The following is a 527-nucleotide window of genomic DNA, read 5'->3' as shown; positions in this document are numbered from 1 at the left end:
TTTCCCTTTGTGGTTGGTGTACAGGTGGTGCATGGTTGTCGTCAGCTCGTGTCGTGAGATGTTGGGTTAAGTCCCGCAACGAGCGCAACCCTTGTCTTATGTTGCCAGCACGTGATGGTGGGGACTCATGAGAGACTGCCGGGGTTAACTCGGAGGAAGGTGGGGATGACGTCAAATCATCATGCCCCTTATGTCCAGGGCTTCACACATGCTACAATGGTCGGTACAACGCGTTTGCGAGCCTGTGAGGGTGTGCTAATCGCTGAAAGCCGGCCTTAGTTCGGATTGGGGTCTGCAACTCGACCCCATGAAGTCGGAGTCGCTAGTAATCGCAGATCAGCAACGCTGCGGTGAATACGTTCCCGGGCCTTGTACACACCGCCCGTCACGTCATGAAAGTTGGTAACACCCGAAGCCAGTGGCCTGTCATGGGAGCTGTCGAAGGTGGGATCGGCGATTGGGACGAAGTCGTAACAAGGTAGCCGTACCGGAAGGTGCGGCTGGATCACCTCCTTTCTAAGGAGCTT

General features: G+C 55.6%; 1 rRNA gene. It reads left to right on the top strand.

Annotation, left to right across the window (positions count from 1 at the left end):
- Positions 1 to 516, top strand: a 16S ribosomal RNA gene (locus HMPREF2734_RS04000); the annotation flags it as partial.
- Between the last annotated feature and the right edge of the window lie 11 nt (positions 517 to 527).

This window comes from Corynebacterium sp. HMSC055D05 (genome assembly GCF_001810365.1).
GTDB classification, from domain to species: Bacteria; Actinomycetota; Actinomycetes; order Mycobacteriales; family Mycobacteriaceae; genus Corynebacterium; species Corynebacterium coyleae.
Note: the sequence above shows the minus strand (reverse complement) of the source record. Positions and strands in the feature narration are given on the sequence as shown.